Source organism: Streptomyces sp. UF-297 (assembly GCF_058245575.1).
In genome coordinates this window covers 1-16843 of sequence record NZ_JBSIBZ010000024.1, presented here as the reverse complement: position 1 = coordinate 16843, position 16843 = coordinate 1, and the positions used below count along the sequence as shown (strand labels likewise).

Annotated in this window: 18 protein-coding genes; 10 read left to right on the top strand and 8 right to left on the bottom strand. The window is 70.8% G+C overall.

The genetic code is table 11. From position 1 onward, the window contains the following. Positions 1-50: 50 nt before the first annotated feature. Positions 51-2660 carry an ABC transporter ATP-binding protein/permease gene (locus AC4IJH_RS16420; protein WP_490852446.1) on the top strand — a complete coding sequence of 870 codons (2610 nt, stop codon included), beginning with the start codon at positions 51-53 and terminating at the stop codon, positions 2658-2660. A 79-nt stretch (positions 2661-2739) separates the two neighbouring features. Here the strand turns inward: AC4IJH_RS16420 and AC4IJH_RS16415 are convergent, their stop codons facing one another. The 4 genes from AC4IJH_RS16415 to AC4IJH_RS16400 form a co-directional block, all read right to left on the bottom strand. Next, positions 2740-3462: a transglycosylase SLT domain-containing protein gene (locus AC4IJH_RS16415; RefSeq protein WP_490852445.1), complete on the bottom strand. Its 723-nt coding sequence runs from the start codon at positions 3460-3462 to the stop codon at positions 2740-2742. Positions 3463-3782: 320 nt separating this feature from the next. Continuing rightward, positions 3783-4484 carry a nitroreductase family protein gene (locus tag AC4IJH_RS16410; protein ID WP_490852444.1) on the bottom strand — a complete coding sequence of 234 codons (702 nt, stop codon included), beginning with the start codon at positions 4482-4484 and terminating at the stop codon, positions 3783-3785. Between the two features lie 17 nt (positions 4485-4501). Beyond that, on the bottom strand, positions 4502-5593 hold the full coding sequence (locus AC4IJH_RS16405; protein WP_490852443.1) for an S-adenosylmethionine:tRNA ribosyltransferase-isomerase: 1092 nt from the start codon (positions 5591-5593) through the stop codon (positions 4502-4504). Continuing rightward, on the bottom strand, positions 5590-6303 hold the full coding sequence (locus AC4IJH_RS16400) for an SDR family NAD(P)-dependent oxidoreductase (protein ID WP_490852442.1): 714 nt from the start codon (positions 6301-6303) through the stop codon (positions 5590-5592). The genes AC4IJH_RS16405 and AC4IJH_RS16400 overlap by 4 nt, the downstream gene beginning before the upstream one ends. Positions 6304-6507: 204 nt before the next feature. Here AC4IJH_RS16400 and AC4IJH_RS16395 point away from each other — a divergent pair, with 204 nt between their 5' ends. From AC4IJH_RS16395 to AC4IJH_RS16380, 4 genes are all read left to right on the top strand, one after another. Continuing rightward, a complete protein-coding gene (locus AC4IJH_RS16395; protein ID WP_490852441.1) occupies positions 6508-7671 on the top strand; it encodes a GAF domain-containing sensor histidine kinase in 1164 nt (387 codons plus the stop codon). Further along, positions 7664-8311 carry a response regulator gene (locus AC4IJH_RS16390; protein ID WP_490852440.1) on the top strand — a complete coding sequence of 216 codons (648 nt, stop codon included), beginning with the start codon at positions 7664-7666 and terminating at the stop codon, positions 8309-8311. The genes AC4IJH_RS16395 and AC4IJH_RS16390 overlap by 8 nt, the downstream gene beginning before the upstream one ends. Positions 8312-8471: 160 nt before the next feature. After that, positions 8472-8717 (top strand): chaplin, encoded by a 246-nt coding sequence (locus AC4IJH_RS16385; protein ID WP_490852439.1) that lies wholly within the window; start codon positions 8472-8474, stop codon positions 8715-8717. A 264-nt stretch (positions 8718-8981) separates the two neighbouring features. Next, complete coding sequence (locus AC4IJH_RS16380) at positions 8982-9227, top strand: chaplin (protein ID WP_490852438.1); 246 nt, start codon at positions 8982-8984, stop codon at positions 9225-9227. A 79-nt stretch (positions 9228-9306) separates the two neighbouring features. Here the strand turns inward: AC4IJH_RS16380 and AC4IJH_RS16375 are convergent, their stop codons facing one another. Beyond that, positions 9307-10110, bottom strand: coding sequence for an Rv1486c family protein (locus tag AC4IJH_RS16375; protein ID WP_490852437.1), 804 nt, complete (start codon positions 10108-10110; stop codon positions 9307-9309). Positions 10111-10200: 90 nt separating this feature from the next. Between AC4IJH_RS16375 and AC4IJH_RS16370 the strand changes: the two genes are divergently transcribed. From AC4IJH_RS16370 to AC4IJH_RS16355, 4 genes are all read left to right on the top strand, one after another. Beyond that, positions 10201-11010, top strand: coding sequence for an ABC transporter ATP-binding protein (locus AC4IJH_RS16370; RefSeq protein ID WP_490852436.1), 810 nt, complete (start codon positions 10201-10203; stop codon positions 11008-11010). Positions 11011-11111: 101 nt separating this feature from the next. Next, the gene (locus AC4IJH_RS16365) at positions 11112-11522 is read left to right on the top strand and encodes an NfeD family protein (protein ID WP_490852528.1); all 411 of its coding nucleotides are present in this window, start codon (positions 11112-11114) and stop codon (positions 11520-11522) included. Between the two features lie 125 nt (positions 11523-11647). Next, positions 11648-12583: an SPFH domain-containing protein gene (locus AC4IJH_RS16360; protein ID WP_490852435.1), complete on the top strand. Its 936-nt coding sequence runs from the start codon at positions 11648-11650 to the stop codon at positions 12581-12583. Between the two features lie 62 nt (positions 12584-12645). After that, positions 12646-13413, top strand: a complete 768-nt coding sequence (locus tag AC4IJH_RS16355) for a sulfite exporter TauE/SafE family protein (RefSeq protein ID WP_490852434.1) — start codon at positions 12646-12648, stop codon at positions 13411-13413. 30 nt (positions 13414-13443) lie between these two features. Here the strand turns inward: AC4IJH_RS16355 and AC4IJH_RS16350 are convergent, their stop codons facing one another. The 3 genes from AC4IJH_RS16350 to AC4IJH_RS16340 form a co-directional block, all read right to left on the bottom strand. Then, a complete protein-coding gene (locus AC4IJH_RS16350; protein ID WP_490852433.1) occupies positions 13444-13947 on the bottom strand; it encodes an HNH endonuclease in 504 nt (167 codons plus the stop codon). A gap of 426 nt (positions 13948-14373) precedes the next feature. Further along, entirely contained in the window at positions 14374-14913 is a 540-nt protein-coding gene (locus tag AC4IJH_RS16345) for a YbhB/YbcL family Raf kinase inhibitor-like protein (protein WP_490852432.1), read from the bottom strand. A 52-nt stretch (positions 14914-14965) separates the two neighbouring features. Further along, complete coding sequence (locus tag AC4IJH_RS16340) at positions 14966-15748, bottom strand: sporulation protein (protein WP_490852431.1); 783 nt, start codon at positions 15746-15748, stop codon at positions 14966-14968. 163 nt (positions 15749-15911) lie between these two features. Here AC4IJH_RS16340 and AC4IJH_RS16335 point away from each other — a divergent pair, with 163 nt between their 5' ends. Then, positions 15912-16562 (top strand): DNA-3-methyladenine glycosylase, encoded by a 651-nt coding sequence (locus AC4IJH_RS16335; RefSeq protein ID WP_490852430.1) that lies wholly within the window; start codon positions 15912-15914, stop codon positions 16560-16562. The last annotated feature ends 281 nt before the right edge of the window (positions 16563-16843 follow it).

Genomic DNA, 16843 nt, shown 5'->3' with positions numbered 1-16843 from the left:
TGAGCCATCCCTAGACTTCCCATACAGGGCGTCACTCGGGGGACTATGTAATGGGACATGGAGTGCCTGAACTCGTACTCGAATTGAACGGACGGACCTGGACGCTCGACCCGTCCCGGTCCTACACCCTGGGGCGCGATCCCCAGGGCGACATGGTGCTGGACGACGCGAGGGTCTCCTGGCGGCACGCCCTTGTGCGCTGGGGCGGCCGCAGCTGGGTCATCGAAGACCAGGGCAGCACCAACGGCACGTATGTCCAGGGCCAGCGGATCCACCAGATGGAGATCGGCCCCGGCTCGACCGTGCATCTGGGCAACGCCACCGACGGCCCGCGGCTGAATCTGAGCGGCGCCGCGGCCCCGGCCGCCGGCGTCTACAGCGCGCACTCCGCGATGGCTCCGCAGCAGCAGGGCGCACCGGGCTGGGCCGCCGCGGCCCCGGCGCAGCAGCCGCCCGTCCAGCAGCCGCCCGTGCAGCAGGGCTGGCAGGCGCCGCCCCAGCAGCAGCTGCCGCAGCAGCCCGTGCCCCAGCAGCAGGCCCCCTACGCCGCGAAGCCGCAGGCCGCCGCGCCGCAGGCCGCGCGGGCGCAGGGGCCCCAGCAGGGCAGGCCCGCCGGGCAGGTCCCGCCGCAGCAGGACGGGGGATCCCTCCCGCCGGTCTACGGCGACCGCAGCCCGACCACCTTCCACCGCCTGGACCTCGGCCGCGTCATGCGCATCGGCCGTGCGCTGGAGAACGAGCTGGTCGTTTCCGACCTGCAGGTCTCCCGCCACCACGCCGAGTTCCGGGCCACCCCCGACGGCCGCTTCGAGATCCGCGACCTGGGCAGCCACAACGGCACCTACGTCAACGGCCAGCCGCTGGCCAAGTCCAGCACCGCCGTCATCGGCCCCAACGACATCATCGGCGTGGGCCACTCCACCTTCCGGCTGGTCGGCGACCGCCTGGAAGAGTTCGTCGACACCGGTGAGATCTCCTTCTCCGCGCGCCATCTGACGGTCACCGTCGACGGCGGCAAGCAGATCCTCAAGGACGTCTCCTTCGGCGTCCCGGAGAAGTCGCTGGTCGCGGTCATCGGCCCGTCGGGCTCGGGCAAGTCCACCCTGCTCAAGGCGCTCACCGGCTACCGCCCCGCCGACAAGGGCGACGTCCTCTACGACAACCGCAACCTCTACAAGCAGTTCGCCGAGCTGCGCCAGCGCATCGGTCTGGTCCCGCAGGACGACATCCTGCACAAGGAGCTGACCGTCCAGAAGGCCCTCAAGTACGCCGCCAAGCTGCGCTTCCCCGGCGACACCGCCGAGGCCGAGCGCGAGGCCCGTATCAACGAGGTGCTGCGCGAGCTCAAGCTCGACATCCACAAGGACAAGAAGGTCACCTCCCTGTCCGGCGGCCAGCGCAAGCGCGTCTCGGTCGCCCTGGAGCTGCTGACCAAGCCGTCGCTGATCTTCCTGGACGAGCCGACCTCCGGCCTGGACCCGGGCATGGACCGCGACGTCATGCAGCTGCTGCGCGGCCTGGCCGACGACGGCCGCACGGTCCTGGTCGTCACCCACTCCGTGGCCGAACTCGCCCTGTGCGACAAGCTGTTGGTGATGGCGCCGGGTGGCGGCGTGGCCTACTTCGGCCCGCCCGAGGAAGCGCTGAACTTCTTCCAGTACGAGACCTGGGCGGACGTCTTCTCGGCGTTCGAGAACTACCGCGACTACGACTGGATGGGCCGTTGGCGCGGCTCTCCGCACTACCAGATGTACGCCGCCGACATCGACGCCGTCGCCCCGCAGTCGGTGGCGATCCAGGCCCCCTCGGCCCGTGCGCACAAGTCGCAGAGCTGGGGCTCGCAGCTGTGGACGCTGATGCGGCGCTATATGTCCGTCATCGCCTCCGACGGCGGCTTCCTGGCCCTGATGCTGATCCTGCCGATCGTGCTGGGCGTCGTCTCCGTGCTGATCCCCAGCACCTCGGGCCTGGGCTACGGTCCCAAGGGCCCCAACCGCGACGCGAGCACGATCATGCTGATCCTCGCGGTCGGCATGTGCTTCGCCGGCGCCGCCAACTCCGTACGTGAGCTGATCAAGGAACGGGTCATCTACGAGCGCGAACGGGCCGTGGGCCTGTCGCGGTCGGCGTACCTGATGTCCAAGGTGATCGTGCTGGGTCTGGCCACCGCCGTCCAGGGCGTGATCATCTCGGCCATCGGCTTCCTCCCGCGCAAGTTGCCCAAGGAGGGCGTGCTGCTCGCGGACCTGCCGGCCGTCGAGATGGCGCTCGCGGTGATCGCGCTGGGCTTCACGGCCATGATGTTCGGCCTGGTCATCTCCGCGCTGGTCAAGACCGCCGAGAAGACCATGCCGCTGCTGGTCATGTTCGCCATCGTCCAGGTCGTCTTCACCGGCGTGCTCTTCCAGCTCTTCGACACCCCGGGTGTCGCCCAGATCGCCTGGCTGATGCCCTCGCGCTGGGCGGTGGCCGCGATGGGCTCGACCGCCGACATGAACACCCTGCTGCCGTGGGAGGTGGGCAACCCCGACCCGCTGTGGAAGCACGAGCCCGGCGTCTTCGCGATGGACATGGTCATCCTGATCGCGCTGGGTGTGGCCCTCGCCTTCGTCGTGGCCCGGCTGCTGCGCCGCCACGAGCCGGAGGTCATGCGCAAGTAGCGGACCGGCACGTACGAAGCCGAGGGGCGGCACCCGATCGCGGGTGTCGCCCCTCGGCGGTGTCTGTGGTGCGCCAGGCTCAGTAGGCCGAGTTCACGTTGTCCATCGAGCCGTAGGTCTTCGCCGCGTAGTTGCAGGCGGCGACGATGTTGGCGACCGGGTCGTAGATGTCCCAGGAGGTGCCCTCGACGTGGTACGCGCGGAACGTCGGGTCGATCACCTGGAGCAGGCCCTTGGACGGGATGCCCTTGGCGGCGTTGGAGTCGTAGTTGTTGATCGCCCGCGGGTTGCCCGTGGACTCGCGCATGATGTTGCGCTTGATGCCCTCGTACGAGCCGGGGATCCCCTTCTGGGCCATGACGTCCAGCGACTGCCGGATCCAGCCGTCCAGGTTGTTGGCGTAGCTCTTGGCGACCGGGGCGCGCTCGGCGGACCGGCTCGCGGCCTCCTTGTCCTTGCGCTCCTTGTCGGCCTTGGCCTTCGCGTCGGCCTTGGCCTTCGCCTTGGCGTCCGCCTCGGCCTTCTTCTTCGCGGCGTCCGCGTCGGCCTGGGCCTTCTCGGCGTCCTCGGCGGCCCGCTTGGCCACCTCGTCCTGCTGCGACTTCGCGGACGGGTCCGGGGTCACGAAGGCGACCGGCTTCACGTCCTGGACAGCGGCCTGGTCCTTGCCCTGCTCGGCGTCGGCCGAACCCGGTACGACTGCGAAGACCAGAGCCGCGGCACCGGCGGCGGCAACGCCCGCGGCCGAGAGCTTGTGAGTCCGGTTCAGGCGGCTATAACCAGGGATGGCGTTCTTGGGCATGACGGAGTTAGACCTCTTCCAATGGGGGGTGTCGCGATCGCCGTAAGCGGCAATCAGCGCCGTGGGCTGTCATCCACGGCGCTGAGCAACGAGAGCCATTGTTAGCGGTCGAAAATTCGCCGAGCAAAGATGTGACGTACGATCCTGCTTAGTGGAACCGGGTCGCCGCGGAATGCGTCCGAACCGGTCCCAGTCCCGCTCACACAGTCTTTACGGGTCCACTAATCCCGTTCGTAAGTGATCTGCGTCCTATGTGCGGGCTCACACCGGGCAGGGGGTTTGGACACCCGGTGTGATTGCATCAGCACACTGTGCTGCCGCTAGATTTCCACCATGACCTGGTCCAGCGACTTACGGACCAGATCGGGCACCTGGCAGTCCTCTGCCGGATATCCCACGGGGATCACCGCGAACGCCTTCTCATTGGCGGGCCGCCGCAGCACCTCCTGCAGGAAGCGCATCGGGCTGGGCGTGTGCACCAGCGCGGCCAGCCCCGACAGATGCAGCGCGGACAGCAGCATCCCCACCGCGATGCCCACCGACTCGTCCACGTAGTAGTGCTTGTGCTTGGTGCCGTCCTCGCCCAGCCAGTACCGCTGCTGGAAGACGACGATCAGCTGCGGCGCGTCCGTCAGATGCGGCTTGACCTCATCGGTGCCCAGCGGCCGCAGCGCCGCCAGCCACTCCTCGCCCAGCCGCCCGTCATAGGAGATGCGTTCCTCTTCCTCCGCCGCCCGGCGGATGCGCCGGCGCACCTGCGGATCCTTGACCAGCACGAAGGTCCAGGGCTGCTGGTGGGCGCCGGACGGAGCGGTCGCGGCGCAGGCGATGGCGTCCCTGACCACCTGCTCCGGCACCGGATCGGTGGAGAACTGCCGCACGGTCCTGCGCCGGTCCATGCGCTCGCGCAGCTCGGCGGCGCGGGCCAGCGACTCCTGGGCGGGCATCCGCTCGGGGTGGTACGGCACCGGCCGGTAGGGGTCGCCGTGGGTCGGTGTCCAGTTCCTCGTCTCTATGGGCATGCACCCGAGTCTGGTGCTCAGGACGGCAGGATGAGATGGAGATCCCCGAACTCGTGCCATAGGTATCGGCGCTGTACCGCCTCTATATAGGCACGGCCGAGCGCCGCACCCCCGCACAGCGCCTGCAGCATCAGCAGATGCGAGGCCTGCGGCTCGTGCAGCCCGGTCAGCAGCCCGTCCACCGCCCGCACCCCGCGCTCCGGCGTCACCACCACATCCGTCCACCCCGACGCGGGCCGCACCAGCCCGTCCCGGCCGGTCGCCGACTCCAGCGCCCGTACGGCCGTGGTCCCCACCGCGACCGTCCGCCCGCCGCCCGCCTTCGCCGCGTTCACCAGCCAGGCCGTGGCCGCCGTCACCGCGAAGCGCTCCGGGTACGGCGGCTCGTACGCCTCCGCCGAGGCCACCCCCGTGTGCAGGCGCACCGGTGCGAACTGCACACCCCGGCTCACCAGGCGCGCCACCAGCTCCGGTGTGAAGGGCCGGGCGGCGCTCGGCATCTCCGCCGACCCCGAGCCGTCGGGGGAGTGCGTCGCAAACACCGTCTGGTACGCGGACAGCGGCTGGTCCCGCTGCGTGTACCCGTACCGGATCGGCCGCCCGCAGTGCCGCATCACCTCCCCGCCCTCGCCCCCGTGCACCCGCGCCCACCACAGCCGTACGCCACCGGGATCCACCGGGGCCTCCAGCACCAGCCGCGCACCGCCCGCCAGCCGCACCGTGAGACCGGCCGGTCCGCCCGCCCGCCGCCGGGTCCCGCCGTGCCCGTCCGGCGTCCGCAGCTCCACCGCCCACCGGCTGCCCGAGGCCTCCGGCTGGGGATGGCCGCGGTCCGCGCGGGTGGAGAAGTGCACCACCACCGGCTCGCCGCGCCCGCGCCCGTCCCCGACCCGCCCGTCCACGGCGGCCGGCAGCGTCGGCGAGGTGTTCACCACCAGCACGTCCCCGGCCCGCAGCAGCCCCGGCAGGTCCCCGAACGCGTGGTGGGACACCTCCTCGCCGCGGCTGACCAGCAGCCGTACGGAGTCCCTGCCCAGCCCCGGGCCGCGCTGCTCGGCGGGCACAGTGGCGGACAGCTCCGGCGGCACACACACCACCTCGGCGCTCATCGGACGCCCTCCAGCAGGCCGGGCGCACCGTAGCGGCCGCTCACCGCCCGCGCGTCCATCAGCCTGAGCAGCGCCGGCACCACGCTCTCCGGCAGCGGACGGCCGGAGTCGTCGTCGACGGGCACGGCGGCGGCGTACAGATCCGTGCGCATGTCACCGGGGTCCACCCACCACACCTTCAGCCCCGGCTCCTCCACCGCCAGCACCGCCGAGAGCTGGTCCAGCGCCGCCTTCGCCGCCCCGTAGCCGCCCCAGGTCTCGTACGCCTCGGCCGCCGCGTCGGAGCTGATGTTGAGCACCGCGCCGCCCGTCCCCGTATAGGAGGACGCCCGCAGCAGCGCAAGAGCCTCCTGCACGAGCCCCAGCGGGGCCACCACATTGACCTCCAGCGCCGCCCGCAGCCCCGCGAGCGTGTGGTCCTCCAGGCGCACCAGCGGCTCGGCGCCCAGCACGCTCGCGTTGTTCACCAGCAGATCCAGCCCGCCCAGCCCCCGGGCCGCGGCCACCAGGTCCGCCCGGTGGCCCGCGTCCGTCACATCCCCGGGCAGCGCCACCACCCGCGCGCCGTGCGTGCGCAGCTCCCGCGCCGTGGCCTCCAGCGGCCCGGCCGACCTGGCATCCACCACCAGCTTCCAGCCCCGCCCGGCCAGCGCCGACGCCAGCGCGCGCCCCAGCCCCTTCGACGCCCCCGTAATGATCGCTACCGGCATGGCCGTGCCCCCTTCTCTCCCCGATGTCCCTGCCGCGCCCCGGGATCAGGACGCCCTGTGACCTCACCGTAGGAACGCCGCGGCCGCCGCTGCCTCGTGCAGGGGGAGGGGGCGCGCAGGGCACTTCGGCCTAGGCCCCGGGACCTAATCGGCGGCCGTCGGCAGCCCGATACGGCCGCGCCGGCCCGCGGGTACGGTGAGGCCATGACCAACGGACCGGGAGACGGCACGGGGTCCGGCATCTCCGCAGTGAGCACCGCGATCCTCGCCATGAGCAGGCACCTGGAGGTACGCGACGTCCTCAAGACGATCGTCGCCTCCGCCCGCGAGCTGCTGGACGCCGAGTACGCCGCGCTGGGCGTGCCCGACGACCACGGCGGCTTCGCCCAGTTCGTGGTGGACGGCGTCAGCGAGGAGCAGTGGAAGGCGATCGGCCCGCTGCCCCGCCAGCACGGCGTTCTCGCCGCGATGCTGCACAACGCCACCCCCGAGCGCCTGGCCGACGTACGCAAGGACCCGCGCTTCGGCGGCTGGCCCCCGGCCCACCCGGACATGCGCGACTTCATCGGCCTCCCGGTGGCCGACGGCGACGAGATCCTCGGCGCCCTCTTCCTCGCCAACAAGCGCGGCCCGCTCCCCGCCGGCGCGGACAGCTGCGGCTTCACCGCCGAGGACGAGCGCCTGCTGGGCATCCTCGCCCAGCACGCCGCCATCGCCCTGACCAACGCCCGGCTCTACGAGCGCAGCCGCGAGCTGACCATCGCCGGCGAGCGCGCCCGGCTGGCCCACGAACTCCACGACGCGGTCTCCCAGAAGCTCTTCTCGCTGCGCCTGACCGCCCAGGCCGCCACCGCCCTGGTCGACCGCGACCCGGCCCGCGCCAAGTGCGAGCTGCAGCAGGTCACCGCGCTGGCCGCGGAGGCCGCCGACGAACTGCGCGCCGCCGTGGTGGAGTTGAGGCCCGCGGCCCTGGACGAGGACGGCCTCGTGCTGACCCTGCGCTCCCAGGTCCAGGTCCTGGACCGGGCGCACGCCGCCGAGGTCACCTTCGACGCCCAGGGCGTACGGGCGCTGCCCGCCGCCCAGGAAGAAGCGTTGCTGCGGGTCGCCCAGGAAGCGCTGCACAACGCCCTGCGCCACTCCGGCGCCGACCGGGTCGAGGTCACCCTCGCCCGGCGCGGCCAGGGCGCGCTGCTGCGCATCGCCGACGACGGCCGCGGATTCGACACCGGCGCGGTCCGCCGCGCGGGCCGCCACCTGGGCCTGGTGTCGATGCGGGACCGCGCGAGCGGCGTCGGCGGAAAGCTCACCGTGGAGTCGGAGCCCGGCAAGGGCACCGCTGTCGAGATGGAGGTGCCCGGTGGCTGATACCGGCGCGATTCGGGTTCTGCTGGTGGACGACCACCAGGTCGTACGGCGCGGACTGCGCACCTTCCTCGAGGTGCAGGACGACATCGAGGTGGTGGGCGAGGCATCCGACGGCGAGGAGGGCGTGGCCGCCGCCGAGCAACTGCGCCCGGACGTGGTCCTGATGGACGTCAAGATGCCGGGCATGGACGGCATCGAGGCGCTGCGCAAGCTGCGGGAGCTGTCCAACCCCGCCCGGGTGCTGGTCGTCACCAGCTTCACCGAGCAGCGCACGGTCGTCCCCGCCCTGCGCGCGGGCGCGGCGGGCTACGTCTACAAGGACGTCGACCCGGACGCCCTGGCCGGCGCCATCCGCTCCGTGCACGCCGGGCACATCCTGCTCCAGCCCGAGGTGGCCGGCGCCCTGCTCTCCCAGGAGGACGCCAACAACGGCCAGGGGCGCGGCACTTCACTCACCGAGCGGGAGCGCGAAGTGCTCGGGCTCATAGCGGACGGCCGCTCCAACCGCGAGATCGCACGGGCGCTGGTCCTGTCCGAGAAGACCGTCAAGACCCACGTCTCGAACATCCTGATGAAGCTCGACCTGGCGGACCGCACCCAGGCCGCGCTATGGGCGGTTCGTCACGGAATAGGGGCCTGAAGGCGGTCCTCGGGTCACCCCGGACCGTCGTCTTCCGGTCCGAGATTCATACCGTCGTGTAGATGTCCCTCGTGCGGCGTATCCCGGCCGCCCCCGGCCCGTTTTCCAGTGCGTGCTGCGGCGGCTGGCCGCGGCAACCGCTTATGGAGGGTCAAGAGAAGTGAAGAACATCAAGAAGGCCGCTGCCATCACGATGGTGGCCGGCGGTCTGGCCGTCGCCGGTGCCGGTGTCGCCTCCGCCCACGGCGGCGCGCACGCCAACGGCGACGCCAAGAACTCCCCCGGCATCGTCTCCGGCAACCTCGTCCAGGCGCCGGTGCACGTTCCCGTGAACGCCTGCGGCAACACCCTCACCGTCATCGGTGCCCTCAACCCGACCTTCGGGAACGTCTGCGAGAACCTCTGATCGCACCCGCGCGATCTCTTTTCGCGACCGGCCGGCCCCGCAGACAACCGTCTGCGGGGCCGGTCCCGTTGGCCTGGGACCCCGCCCCTGAGCTGCCAAGTCACCCTGATCGTCAGCCTATTGAGCCGATCGGGGGCATCCGTCGTACAAGCCGTGTCATACGGAGCAGTCGTGCGTTGATCAGCCTGCGACCCCGCGGCTGGGGCCGCAGAATCACATCGGGGGCGACCCCGAAGCCCCCTTTAGCAGGAGGAACACTTCCCCATGAACACTGCCAAGAAGGCCGCCCTGGTCATCGCCGCCGCCGGACTCGCCGCGGGTGCGGCCGCCGGCTCCGCGTTCGCCACCAGTGGTGCCCAGGCCGACGGCAAGGCCACCAACTCCCCCGGCATCGGCTCCGGCAACCTGGTCCAGGCCCCGGTGCACGTCCCGGTCAACGCCACCGGCAACAGCGCCAGCATCGTCGGCGTGCTCAACCCCACGTTCGGCAACGAGTCCTCGAACAGCTGAGGTCGAACCTCCGAGGCACTCCCGCCTCCCCCTGAAGGCCCCGCGGACCAGCCAGGTCCGCGGGGCCTTCCCCGTACCCTCACCCCCGTCCGCGCTCCAGCTCCTCCACATACGCGTTGTACGCCGCCACCTGCGCCCGCCGGGCCGTGCGCTCCACCGGCCGCAGCGCCTCGGCCCGCGCCGCGATCTGCGAGGAGCTCACCGCGCCGCCGTGCTCGCGGCCGTCGCCGCCCGCGTGCTGCGCTATCGAGATGAGCGCCCCGACCCGCTGCGCCAGCTCCAACACCCGCACCGCGCGCGGCGGATACCCCGGCGCGAGCACCTGCCGCCCGGCCTCCGCCCGCGCCCGATAGGCCTCCAGCGCCGCCTGCGCCACCGGCCCGGACCCGGCCACGTCCAGTTTGGTCAGCACCTCGGTGCCCTCCCGCAGCGCCTGTGCCAGTTCCCGCTCCGCCTCCCCGAGCGAGGGCACATCGGCCGGCGGCGCGTCCCGTACCGGCAGGCAGCGCCAGACCACCTCCACATGCACATCGCCTTCGGGCCCGGCCTCGTACACCTCCGGTACGAGCCCCAGCGCCACCCCCGAGACGAGCACCGCCTCCTCGGCCTCCAGGGCCCGCGCGTTGAACTCCGGCGGCCCGCTCAGGCCCAGCGGGTGCCCCGGCGCGGGCAGCGCCACCCGCAACCCCCTGGCCCCCAGCGCCCTCAGCCGCCCCAGCGCCAGCGTCAGCCCGACGGGAGCGTCCTCCCCGGGCAGTCCCTCCACGCGGTGCACCGCGTCGTCCTCAGCGATCCGCTCCGCGGCGTCATCGGGTGAGACAAGTCCGGCCAATAGGGCATTTCCCCATGAGGCCAGTCGTCCTGATCGAGGTTCATCGAGCATGGTCCCCAGCCTAAGGACCGGCACCGACAACGAGTGGCGTAGGTTTGCTTGGGGGCCGCGCCTACAGGCGCGCACGACGACCGAGATGCAATGGGAGACAACGCGCTCATGAGCGATGTACTGGAGCTGGTGGACGTATCGGTGGTCCGCGACGGACGGGCTCTGGTGGACCAGGTCTCCTGGTCGGTCAAGGAAGGGGAGCGCTGGGTCATCCTCGGCCCCAACGGCGCCGGCAAGACCACCCTCCTCAACGTCGCGTCCAGCTACCTCTTCCCGACCACCGGCAGCGCCACCATCCTCGGCGAGACGCTCGGCAAGGTCGACGTCTTCGACCTGCGCCCGCGCATCGGCGTCGCCGGCATCGCGCTCGCCGACAAGCTGCCGCGCAGCCAGACCGTCCTGCAGACGGTGCTCACCGCCGCGTACGGCATGACCGCCACCTGGCAGGAGCAGTACGACTCCGTCGACGAGGACCGCGCCCGCGCCTTCCTGGACCGCCTGGGCATGTCCGAGTACCTCGACCGCAAGTTCGGCACCCTCTCCGAGGGCGAGCGCAAGCGCACCCTGATCGCCCGCGCCATGATGACCGACCCCGAACTCCTCCTGCTGGACGAGCCCGCCGCCGGTCTCGACCTCGGCGGCCGCGAGGACCTCGTACGCCGCCTGGGCCGCCTGGCCCGCGACCCGTACGCACCCTCGATGATCATGGTGACGCACCACGTCGAGGAGATCCCCCCGGGCTTCACCCACGTCCTGATGATCCGCCAGGGCAAGGTCCTCGCCGCGGGCCCGCTCGACCTCGAACTGACCTCCTCCAACCTCTCCCGCTGCTTCGGCCTGCCCCTGATCGTCGAGCGCAACAACGACCGCTGGACCGCCCAGGGCCTGCCCCTTTCCTGACGCCGGCGCCCGGTCCGCGGACGTTTTCGGACGTTCGCCGACCGGACGTGCCCTGTCCCCGGACGGCCCTGCGGATCTACCATGACCGTGTGGATCCATGGGTGTGGTGGCTGATCGCCGCCGTAGGACTGGGCATTCCGCTCGTCGTGACCGCGATGCCCGAATTCGGGATGCTCGCGGTCGGCGCCGTGGCCGCCGCCGTCACCGCGGCCGTGGGCGGCGGCACGGTCATGCAGTTCATCGTCTTCGCCGCCGTCTCGGTCGCCCTCATCGCGGTCGTACGCCCCATCGCCAAGCGCCACCGCACCCAGCGCCCGGAGCTGACCTCCGGCGTGGACGCCCTCAAGGGCAAGACCGCCACGGTCCTGGAGCGCGTCGACGGCTCCGGGGGCCGCATCAAACTCGGCGGTGAGATCTGGTCCGCCCGCTCCCTGGACGGCGACCAGGTCTACGAGGTCGGACAGAAGGTGGACGTCGTCGAGATCGAGGGAGCCACGGCTGTCGTGATGTAGCGCGTTCCGGGCCGGTCCTGGCGAACGACCTGCACGCCCCGCCGCGACTCTGAAAGACTCGATCACGCCGCCGGTCACACCGGCGCACACCAGCAAGCCAGCAACCGAAGGGCACGGGAGCCGCTGTGGAACCGATCATCATCGTCCTGATCATCCTGGTGGTGCTCGTGTTCATCGCACTCATCAAGACGGTCCAGGTCATCCCGCAGGCCAGCGCCGCCATCGTCGAACGCTTCGGCCGCTACACCCGCACCCTGAACGCGGGCCTGAACATCGTCGTCCCGTTCATCGACTCCATTCGCAACCGCATCGATCTGCGCGAACAGGTCGTGCCGTTCCCGCCGCAGCCGGTGATCACGCAGGACAACCTCGTCGTCAACATCGACACGGTCATCTATTACCAGGTCACCGACGCCCGCGCCGCCACCTACGAAGTCGCCAGCTACATCCAGGCGATCGAGCAGCTCACCGTCACGACCCTGCGCAACATCATCGGCGGCATGGACCTGGAGCGGACCCTGACCTCCCGCGAGGAGATCAACGCCGCGCTGCGCGGAGTCCTGGACGAGGCGACGGGCAAGTGGGGCATCCGCGTCAACCGCGTCGAGCTCAAGGCCATCGAGCCGCCGACCTCCATCCAGGACTCGATGGAGAAGCAGATGCGCGCCGACCGTGACAAGCGCGCCGCGATCCTGACCGCCGAAGGTATCCGGCAGTCCCAGATCCTGACCGCCGAAGGTGAGAAGCAGTCCGCCATCCTGCGCGCCGAAGGTGAGGCCAAGGCCGCCGCCCTGCGCGCCGAGGGCGAGGCCCAGGCCATCCGTACGGTCTTCGAATCCATCCACGCCGGCGACCCCGACCAGAAGCTGCTCTCCTACCAGTACCTCCAGATGCTCCCGAAGATCGCCGAGGGCGACGCCAACAAGCTCTGGATCGTCCCCAGCGAGATCGGCGACGCGCTCAAGGGCCTGTCCGGCGCCATCGGCAGCTTCAACCCCACCGGCGGCAGCGGCTTCACCAAGTCCAGCGGCCCCGGCACCGAAAAGCCCCCCATCGACTGACCCCCGGCACCCCTGGTGCATGATCGAGGCCCTATGCACCGATCATGCACCGGGGGTTTGGCATGACCATCTGGGAAGTCCTCGCCGTTTTCGCAGCAGGCATCGGCGCCGGCACCATCAACGCCATCGTCGGCTCCGGCACCCTGCTCACCTTCCCCGTACTCCTCGCCGTCGGCCTGCCGCCCCTGACCGCCAACGTCTCCAACAACCTCGGCCTGGTCACCGGCAACATCAGCGGCGTCATCGGCTACCGCCGCGAACTGCGCGGCCAGCGCCGCCGCGTCCTCCGCTTCGGCATCACCGCCCTCATCGGCGGCCTGGCCGGCGCGATCCTGCTGCTGGTCCTGCCCTCTGACGCCTTCGAGGCGATCGTCCCCGCCCTGATCGCCATCGCCCTGGTGCTGGTCGTCCTCGGGCCCAAGCTCTCCGCCGCGATCCGCGCCCGCCGCGAGCGCAACGGCACCACCGCCCACCGCGACGGCGGCCTCGCCCTGCTCACCGGCCTGCTGCTCTCCAGCATGTACGGCGGCTACTTCGGCGCGGCCCAAGGAGTCCTCTACATCTCCCTGATGGGCCTGCTGATGAGCGAGGAACTCCAGCGCGTCAACGCCCTCAAGAACGTCCTCGCCCTGGTCGTCAACGGCGTCGCCGCGCTTTTCTTCCTCTTCGTCGCCGACTTCGACTGGACCGCCGTCCTGCTCATCGCCGTCGGCTCGGCCATCGGCGGCCAGATAGGGGCCACCGTCGGCCGCCGCCTGCCGCCCACCGCACTGCGCGCGGTCATCGTGGTGGTCGGCCTGGTGGCCATCGCCCAACTCCTCCTCAAATAAGGCGAGCCGGGCGACGGCCGCAGTCGCTCATCAGGCGGGCAGCGCCAGCCACTCGGGCAGCTCCTCCCGTACGGCCGCCTCCAGCGCCGCCAGCATCGCGTCCGCCGGAGTCGGCTCGAAGGGCCGCCGCAGCAGCCGCATCCCGGCCTGCTCGGGCGTACGGTCCGCCTTGCGGTGATTGTCCTCGGCGCAGGACGCGACGGTGTTCAGCCAGGTGTCCCCGCCCCCGTGGGACCGCGGCAGGATGTGGTCCACGGTCGTCGCCCGCCGCCCGCAGTACGCGCACCGGTGCTGGTCCCGTACCAGCACACCCCGTCGCGACCACGGCGCCCGTCTTCGGAAGGGCACCCGTACGTACCTGCTGAGCCTGATCACCCGGGGCACCGGAACATCCATCGAGGCGGCCCGGACCCGCAGCCCCGGATGGGCCTGCTCGACCACGGCCTTGTCCTGCATGACCAGAACCACCGCCCGCCGCAGCGACACCGTCGACAGCGGCTCGAAGCTCGCGTTGAGCACCAGCGTTTCCCGCATCCCGTCCACCTCCCGGACCCGTCCTCGCCCCATGACGAAGTGGCTCCACTGTGCAGGCGGACAGATCCCCCGGACAACGCAATTTCCGCATGCGACAAGGGAAATGACGGGTGATCAAAAAGTGAAGGAAGGGCGGCGGAAGCGATCCGGGAAGGGGTCTGAACGCTCCGGGTCCCCACCCCCGTGCGGTATTACGGGACCCGGAGCGTTGGCAGCCGGCGCGGACGCCCGACACGAGTGCGGACTCCGGCAGACGGCAGGCGACACACCTGCGCCCCGCCGCCCCCGCCACTGCGGTGCCGGCTGCCCGACGGCCGTGTACCAGCCGCCAGCCATGTGCACCACTGTGCGTTCGGGGAGCGCCGGGGCGCAACGCATTTACGGGCCGTCGGCCACCCTCGCCGAGGGCGGCCGACCGGCGTGGAATCACCCCTCGGCGGGCACCTCGTACTCACCGATCAGCTGGGCCCGCCCGATGGCCTTGAACCGCAGGTTGAAGCCGACTACCGCGGGCGAGGCGTCCGCGTCCGGCCCGAGCCGGTCCTCGCCGACCGCGTACACGGTGAAGACATAACGGTGCGGACCGTCCCCGGCGGGCGGCGCCGCTCCGCCGAAGTCCCGCGTCCCGTAGTCGTTGCGCACATGTACGGCGCCCTCGGGAAGCCCCTTCATGTCACCGGACCCGGCACCCGCCGGCAGCTCCGTCACCGACGCCGGAATGTCGAACACCGACCAGTGCCAGAAGCCGCTGCCGGTCGGCGCGTCCGGGTCGAAGCAGGTGACGGCGTAACTCCTGGTCCCCTCGGGAGCACCCTCCCACCGCAGATGCGGCGAGGTGTTGCCCTCCGCGTAGACCTGGGCCGCCTGCAGCGTCCCACCCGGCCGGACATCGTCGCTCACCACCGTGAACTCCGGCACCGGCGGGTGGAAATCGTGGGGGAGCGGCCGCCGCTTCAGCTCGGACACTTCGACACCTCCTGGTCGCGTACTGCCTGGTACAGACACCTGCCCGGCCAGACTAGAACCAGTTGCGCTTCCCGCCGACCTCGGCCAGCCACTGGTTGAGGTACGCCGCCCAGTCCGTGCCCTGGAAGTCGGCCAGACCGACCGCGAAGGACCGGAAGGAGTCCGTGCCCTCGGTGAACAGCCCCGGCTTCTTGTCCATCTCCAGCACGACATCCATCTCGCGGTCATCGGCCACGAAGGACAACTCGACCTGGTTCAGCCCGCGGTACTGCTGCGGCGCGAAGAACTCGATCTCCTGGTAGAACGGCAGCCGCTGCCGCGTCCCCCGGATGTGCCCCTGCTCCAGATCCGCGCTCTTGAACCGGAACCCCAGCTGCCCGAAGGCGTCCAGGATCGCCTGCTGCGCCGGCAGCGGATGCACATTCACCGGATCCAGGTCCCCGGAGTCCACCGCACGGGCGATCTCCAGCTCCGTGGTGACCCCCACATGCATCCCGCGCAACTGCTGCCCCAGGAACATCGTGATCGGCGTCTCCCACGGGATCTCCAGCCCGAACGGCACCGTGTGCACCGCCCCGGCCTGCACCTCGAAGGCCCCGCCGAGGCGCACCTTGGTGAACTCGACGTCCTTCTTGTACTCGTTGTCGCCGCTCTCCACCTCGACCCGCGCCTGCAGCCCGACCGACAGCCCCTCGATCTGCTGGGCCACCGACCCGCCCTGGATCCGTACCTCTCCCTGGACGACACCGCCCGGGACGACGTTCTCCTCGAAGAGCACCGTCTCCACCGAAGCGCCCCCGGCACCCAGGCTCGCCAGCAGCTTCTTGAACCCCATGCTCATTCCTCCCCGGACGGGCACCCGCCCGATCCGCCTGATCCAGCCTTGATCCCTACATACGCGAAACGGCACGGGCCGGTTCCACGCGGCACACCATCCCAACCCGGCCGCCCCCTTGGCCAGCCGTGCCTACGGACCGTCTGCACTACGCTCGGACCGCATGATCGTCGTACCTGAACGTATGCCGCTCGCCCGTGACTTCTTCGACCGCCCGGTCCTGGACGTCGCCCCCGACCTCCTCGGCCGCACCCTCGTACGCAGTACCCCCGACGGCCCGATCGAACTGCGCCTCACAGAGGTCGAGGCCTACGACGGCGAATCCGACCCCGGCTCACACGCCTACCGGGGCCGCACCGAGCGCAACGCCTCCATGTTCGGCCCGCCCGGCCACGCGTACGTCTACTTCATCTACGGCATGTGGTTCAGCCTCAACCTGGTCTGCGGCCCCAAGGGCAAGGCCAGCGGAGTCCTCCTGCGCGCCGGCGAGATCCTCACCGGCGAGTCCCTGGCCGCCGAACGCCGCCCCAAGGCCCGCACCCGGACCGAGCTGGCCAAGGGCCCCGCCCGCCTCGCCACCGCCCTCGACATCGACCGCACCCTCAACGGCATCGACATCTGTGCCGGCCCCACCGCCCCCCTCTCGGTCCTGGAGGGCACGCCCGCCACCCCCGACCGCGTACGCAGCGGCCCCCGCACGGGCGTCGGCGGCGAGGGCTCCGTGCACCCCTGGCGCTTCTGGATCGACGGCGACCCGACCGTCAGCCCGTACCGCGCCCACGCCCCGCGCAACCGTACGACCAGGGCCACTTGACTCTGCCTCGGCAACCGCCTAACGTGGCCCGAGCCGCTTGAGACGGGCAGCACTATGTGCGCACACCCGAGGGCGGCACCACCACTACTACGAACGAATCCCAGCCGGGTCTATTTCGCTCTGCCGAAATTCACCCCGGTCGACCCAATTATGAGTCGCCCAAGGAATTCGCTAAAGTAGCGGCCGTGCCGAAGGGCGCGAAAACCCCTCCGACGGGGAATCGGAAACAAATCCGAACCGGAAACGGAACGGAAAAGGATCTGATAGAGTCGGAACCGCCG

Bases quoted from the DNA above. Each gene is read 5' to 3' on its own strand.
- AC4IJH_RS16335 (WP_490852430.1), top strand. From the start codon at position 15,912: ATGATCGTCGTACCTGAACGTATGCCGCTCGCCCGTGACTTCTTCGAC.
- AC4IJH_RS16405 (WP_490852443.1), bottom strand. From the start codon at position 5,593: ATGAGCGCCGAGGTGGTGTGTGTGCCGCCGGAGCTGTCCGCCACTGTG.
- AC4IJH_RS16410 (WP_490852444.1), bottom strand. From the start codon at position 4,484: ATGCCCATAGAGACGAGGAACTGGACACCGACCCACGGCGACCCCTAC.
- AC4IJH_RS16420 (WP_490852446.1), top strand. From the start codon at position 51: ATGGGACATGGAGTGCCTGAACTCGTACTCGAATTGAACGGACGGACC.
- AC4IJH_RS16400 (WP_490852442.1), bottom strand. From the start codon at position 6,303: ATGCCGGTAGCGATCATTACGGGGGCGTCGAAGGGGCTGGGGCGCGCG.
- AC4IJH_RS16380 (WP_490852438.1), top strand. From the start codon at position 8,982: ATGAACACTGCCAAGAAGGCCGCCCTGGTCATCGCCGCCGCCGGACTC.
- AC4IJH_RS16350 (WP_490852433.1), bottom strand. From the start codon at position 13,947: ATGCGGGAAACGCTGGTGCTCAACGCGAGCTTCGAGCCGCTGTCGACG.
- AC4IJH_RS16395 (WP_490852441.1), top strand. From the start codon at position 6,508: ATGACCAACGGACCGGGAGACGGCACGGGGTCCGGCATCTCCGCAGTG.
- AC4IJH_RS16375 (WP_490852437.1), bottom strand. From the start codon at position 10,110: ATGCTCGATGAACCTCGATCAGGACGACTGGCCTCATGGGGAAATGCC.
- AC4IJH_RS16340 (WP_490852431.1), bottom strand. From the start codon at position 15,748: ATGGGGTTCAAGAAGCTGCTGGCGAGCCTGGGTGCCGGGGGCGCTTCG.
- AC4IJH_RS16370 (WP_490852436.1), top strand. From the start codon at position 10,201: ATGGGAGACAACGCGCTCATGAGCGATGTACTGGAGCTGGTGGACGTA.
- AC4IJH_RS16415 (WP_490852445.1), bottom strand. From the start codon at position 3,462: ATGCCCAAGAACGCCATCCCTGGTTATAGCCGCCTGAACCGGACTCAC.
- AC4IJH_RS16355 (WP_490852434.1), top strand. From the start codon at position 12,646: ATGACCATCTGGGAAGTCCTCGCCGTTTTCGCAGCAGGCATCGGCGCC.